Annotated in this window: 4 protein-coding genes, 5 tRNA genes and 2 rRNA genes; 10 read left to right on the forward strand and 1 reads right to left on the reverse strand. The window is 40.3% G+C overall.

Going from position 1 to position 4,601, the window contains the following annotated elements; all coding sequences use genetic code 11:
* The 5 genes from rrf (Xentx_RS16085) to birA all read left to right on the forward strand — a co-directional run.
* Positions 1-96, forward strand: a 5S ribosomal RNA gene (gene rrf, locus Xentx_RS16085); the annotation flags it as partial.
* A gap of 51 nt (positions 97-147) precedes the next feature.
* Positions 148-223: transfer RNA gene (locus Xentx_RS16090), tRNA-Thr, on the forward strand.
* A gap of 33 nt (positions 224-256) precedes the next feature.
* Positions 257-372, forward strand: a 5S ribosomal RNA gene (gene rrf, locus Xentx_RS16095).
* Between the two features lie 163 nt (positions 373-535).
* The gene (gene murB / locus Xentx_RS16100) at positions 536-1,576 is read left to right on the forward strand and encodes a UDP-N-acetylmuramate dehydrogenase (RefSeq protein WP_074021466.1); all 1,041 of its coding nucleotides are present in this window, start codon (positions 536-538) and stop codon (positions 1,574-1,576) included.
* A complete protein-coding gene (gene birA / locus Xentx_RS16105) occupies positions 1,573-2,532 on the forward strand; it encodes a bifunctional biotin--[acetyl-CoA-carboxylase] ligase/biotin operon repressor BirA (RefSeq protein ID WP_074021469.1) in 960 nt (319 codons plus the stop codon). The genes murB and birA overlap by 4 nt, the downstream gene beginning before the upstream one ends.
* Positions 2,533-2,565: 33 nt before the next feature.
* On the opposite strand, the gene coaA is transcribed toward birA, so the two are convergent.
* Entirely contained in the window at positions 2,566-3,516 is a 951-nt protein-coding gene (gene coaA / locus Xentx_RS16110; RefSeq protein WP_074021470.1) for a type I pantothenate kinase, read from the reverse strand.
* A gap of 445 nt (positions 3,517-3,961) precedes the next feature.
* Between coaA and Xentx_RS16115 the strand changes: the two genes are divergently transcribed.
* The 5 genes from Xentx_RS16115 to Xentx_RS16135 all read left to right on the forward strand — a co-directional run.
* Positions 3,962-4,037 (forward strand) — tRNA-Thr (locus Xentx_RS16115).
* A 15-nt stretch (positions 4,038-4,052) separates the two neighbouring features.
* A tRNA-Tyr gene (locus Xentx_RS16120) sits at positions 4,053-4,137 on the forward strand.
* Positions 4,138-4,238: 101 nt separating this feature from the next.
* A tRNA-Gly gene (locus Xentx_RS16125) sits at positions 4,239-4,313 on the forward strand.
* A 6-nt stretch (positions 4,314-4,319) separates the two neighbouring features.
* Positions 4,320-4,395, forward strand: a tRNA-Thr gene (locus tag Xentx_RS16130).
* A gap of 106 nt (positions 4,396-4,501) precedes the next feature.
* On the forward strand, positions 4,502-4,601 hold a 100-nt coding region (locus tag Xentx_RS16135), incomplete at its 3' end, for a GTP-binding protein (protein ID WP_234369306.1).

The following is a 4,601-nucleotide window of genomic DNA, read 5'->3' on the forward strand; positions in this document are numbered from 1 at the left end:
GGTCCCACCTGACCCCATGCCGAACTCAGCAGTGAAACGCCGTAGCGCCGATGGTAGTGTGGGGTCTCCCCATGTGAGAGTAGGGAACTGCCAGACATTAATTTATAAGTGTTGCCCGTTTGGCAACACTTTTTAGTTTTAGCATTTGCTGATATGGCTCAGTTGGTAGAGCACACCCTTGGTAAGGGTGAGGTCCCCAGTTCGAATCTGGGTATCAGCACCATGAATAATAGTTCGGCAAATAAAACAGAATTTGCTTGGCGGCAATAGCGCGGCGGTCCCACCTGACCCCATGCCGAACTCAGTAGTGAAACGCCGTAGCGCCGATGGTAGTGTGGGGTCTCCCCATGTGAGAGTAGGGAACTGCCAAGCTTTAATACCAGTCAAAAGGCCACTCATATGAGTGGCCTTTTGCATTTATGGTTCTTTTTTATTTCCATCAACAGATAGATGTTAGGTAATAACGACTTACTTATCTTTCAAATATAGAGTCTGATAGACTACGACTTAAATTACCCTATTGAGTTTGAAATGAATGTCTGCCTGTCAATCTACTCAACTAAAAGCGTTTAACACGTTTGGCATTTCAGCCAGTGCTGACCATATCGGTATAGCTACTTCTATTGAATCGCTTTTGGCCTTATGGCAAGAAGCGATGAAAAAGCATCACCCTGTTTTATTGTTGGGAGGAGGAAGTAATGTCCTTTTCACCAAAAATTTTAAAGGCACTGTGATTTTAAATCGTATTCTTGGTATCAATATACAAGAGTCAGATGCTGCATGGCACATTCATGTTGGTGCAGGTGAAAACTGGCATAAACTAATTACCTATTTATTTAAACAACAGATCTATGGTTTGGAAAATTTAGCCTTGATCCCTGGAAATGTTGGCTCTGCTCCAATCCAGAATATTGGGGCATATGGAGTTGAATTTAAACATGTCTGTGAGTATGTGGATTTTGTTGAACTGAAAACAGGTAATTCAATCCGTCTAACAGCGAATGAGTGTCAATTTGCGTATAGAGACAGCATTTTTAAGCACCAATATAAAGATGGTTATGCTATCACCGCGGTTGGTATACGTTTAAATAAGAAATGGGAACCAATTTTAACCTACGGCGCTTTATCACAGTTCTCACGAGAAAAAGTCACTCCAGAACAAATATTCGATGTTGTGTGTGAAATGCGCCAGAGTAAGTTGCCAGATCCTGCGTTGATAGGTAATGCAGGTAGTTTCTTCAAAAATCCGATTATATCGATTGAGTTGGCATACACTATTAAGTCTGAATATCCCGGCTGTCCTCAATACCCTCATGATAAACAGAGCGTAAAGATTGCTGCGGGTTGGCTGATCGAACAATGTCAATTGAAGGGTTATGCTATTGGCGGTGCTGCCGTACACATGAAACAGGCATTGGTATTAATCAATAAAGGTAATGCAACGGGACAAGATGTCATTGCCTTGGCTGCTTATATACGTAATAAGGTTGCAGAAAAATTTAATATCTTCTTAGAGCCTGAAGTGCGCTTCATTGGCAGTACAGGTGAAATAGACGCAGTGGAATGTATTTCATGAAAGATATTAGTACTCCATTAAAATTAATTAAAGTGTTATCTGATGGCGAGATTCATTCAGGCCAACAACTTGGTCAAGAGTTGGGAATGAGCCGAGCAGGAATCAATAAACATATTCAAACTATTCGTGAATGGGGAGTAGAGGTTCTTACTCTTCCTGGTAAAGGTTATCGCTTTCCTGCCCCAATGAATCTTCTAGATAAAGAACTTATTGAAAATTATCTTCCTAATGATTGTATTGAAGTGATGCCTGTTATTGATTCCACGAATCAATATATTCTGGAAAAATTAGCAGAGCTCGATTCAGGAGATGCCTGTGTTGCTGAATATCAATATGCTGGTAGGGGGCGTCGTGGCAGGAAGTGGATTTCAGCTTTTGGTCGAAATTTATATCTATCCATGTATTGGCGTTTGGAACAAGGACCAGCAGCAGCGATAGGTTTAAGTTTAGTGGTTGGTATTATCATTGCGGAAGTTCTTAATCGCCAGGGAGCAGACAGAGTAAAAGTAAAATGGCCAAATGATTTATACTTGGATGATAAAAAATTGGCTGGAATATTGGTCGAGCTGACGGGAAAAACGGGTGATGCAGCCCATGTTGTTATCGGAATCGGCATGAATATTTCGATGAGTAGCGATCAACAAAAATCAATTAATCAAAATTGGACTAATTTACAGCAATCAGGAACGATTATTGAACGGAATAAGTTAGTTGCTGAAATCATAGTGGAACTTAAAAAAGCATTAATCCAGTTTGAAAATGAAGGACTAGCTTCTTTCATTCCTCGGTGGTTTGAATTAGATAATTTTATTAATCGCCCAGTGAAGTTAATTATTGGTGATCAGGAAGTTCATGGGATAGCTCGTGGAATAGATCAGCAAGGAGCTTTGTTACTTGATATTAACGGAGTTGTTACGCCTTATATCGGTGGCGAAATTTCCTTGAGAGGTTGTTGAATGTAAAGCCGGAAATATTTCCGGCTTTTTGTTTTATTTTCTTAATCTGACGCTTTCAACCGTGTGATTGATGCCTTTCGTCATAATCAAGCTAGCCCGTTCTCTCGTTGGTAAGATGTTTTGCTGTAAGTTTAATCCATTAATTTCCCGCCAAATATTCGATGCTACTTTTACCGCTTCTTCTGTCGTTAGTTTAGAATAATTGTGGAAATAAGAATCAGGATCAGAAAAAGCGCCTTGTCGAAATTTAAGAAAACGATTGACGTACCATTGTTCAAGTAATTCTTCTGGTGCATCTACATAAATAGAAAAATCAACAAAATCAGAGACAAATACATGATGTGGCTCATGTGGATAATCCATGCCACTTTGTAATACGTTTAAACCTTCGAGGATAAGAATATCAGGCTTTTCGATAATAAGTTGTTCATGAGGAACGATGTCATAGCTCAGGTGAGAATATACCGGAGCGATGACTTTTTCTGCACCTGATTTTATATCGGCGACAAATTTGACCAAGCTACGCATATCATAGGATTCAGGGAACCCCTTTTTTTTCATTAATCCACGTTCATTTAATATATTGTTGGAGTGCAAAAAGCCGTCTGTTGTCACTAATTTGACACGACGATGTTCTGGCCAACGGCTTAGTAGTGCCTGTAATAAGCGTGCGGTTGTGCTTTTTCCGACAGCAACGCTGCCTGCTATACCAATAACATAAGGTATTTTTTGTTCATCTGTCCCTAGGAACTGCTCAAGAACAGCTTGTCGCCGTAAATTGGAGCTAATGTAAAAATTAAGTAAGCGTGACAATGGAAGATAGATTTCAATCACTTCATCTATTGAGATTTCTTCATTGATCCCTTTTAAAGCAGCGACTTCTTCTTCTGTTAATGTTAAAGGCACCGAGTCACGCAATGTTGCCCAATGTTTACGATCAAATTGTAAATATGGAGTTGTCAAAAAAGATTCTTTCTTATTCATAAGCCAACATCTGCCTGTCTATGCAGGTTGGACAGGTTGTTGAGAACACCCGTATCCGACAAAAAATAAATCTCATCATATCGGTTGCATTATCGTAGGCGTAGAATTTTTTATGATTTTAGTAATTTTTTTGATGGTAAATGCAAAAATATGAAAAAAATGTATGATTCCTGAGATTATTATGGCCATCAGTTTCTCTCTTTATATAAAGAGAAGGTTATATAAAGAGAAGGATAAGGATGATACAAATAAGGTTTAAAAAATATTGGCAGATGCATTTATTGGTTCTTCCTGTACAAGAGTTGTTTGTTGGATATTTAAGCTGAAACTATTGAAAAAAACACCAGAAGCATTGAAAGCGGTTATTTTGTGAGCGAAAGAATAAAAAAAGCAATTTTTTTGTTGCATCGTGGGCCAACTCTTCCTAGAATGCGCAGCACTTGATGCCGGCATAGCTCAGTTGGTAGAGCAACTGACTTGTAATCAGTAGGTCCCGAGTTCGACTCTTGGTGCCGGCACCATTAAAAATTTGGAAAGGTGGGGTTCCCGAGCGGCCAAAGGGAGCAGACTGTAAATCTGCCGTCACAGACTTCGAAGGTTCGAATCCTTCCCCCACCACCATTAACCAGTTTCGCTCTTGAGTGTTCTGCTCGAGTTGTACTCCAGAAAAAACACTTGAGATTAAAGTATACAGCTGATTAAAGTCAGGTAGCCGAGTTCACGCGGGCATCGTATAATGGCTATTACCTCAGCCTTCCAAGCTGATGATGCGGGTTCGATTCCCGCTGCCCGCTCCAAGATGTGCTGATATAGCTCAGTTGGTAGAGCACACCCTTGGTAAGGGTGAGGTCGGCAGTTCGAATCTGCCTATCAGCACCACTTCTCCTGTTCTTACTTCCTGATTTTCTTCCTGTAAATATCTCGCAAGCAATTGCTTGGTTGATGTGGTGAAACCACCGATTCCGTGTCTTAGAGGGACAACCTAATGTCTAAAGAAAAGTTTGAACGTTCAAAACCGCACGTTAACGTTGGTACTATCGGCCACGTTGACCACGGTAAAACTACCCTGACTGCTGCAATCACTA

The organism is Xenorhabdus thuongxuanensis (genome assembly GCF_001908095.1).
Classification (GTDB): domain Bacteria; phylum Pseudomonadota; class Gammaproteobacteria; order Enterobacterales; family Enterobacteriaceae; genus Xenorhabdus; species Xenorhabdus thuongxuanensis.

Excerpts from the sequence above, each read along its gene's own strand:
- murB (WP_074021466.1), top strand. The coding sequence starts at position 536 with ATGTCTGCCTGTCAATCTACTCAACTAAAAGCGTTTAACACGTTTGGC.
- birA (WP_074021469.1), top strand. The coding sequence starts at position 1,573 with ATGAAAGATATTAGTACTCCATTAAAATTAATTAAAGTGTTATCTGAT.
- coaA (WP_074021470.1), bottom strand. The coding sequence starts at position 3,516 with ATGAATAAGAAAGAATCTTTTTTGACAACTCCATATTTACAATTTGAT.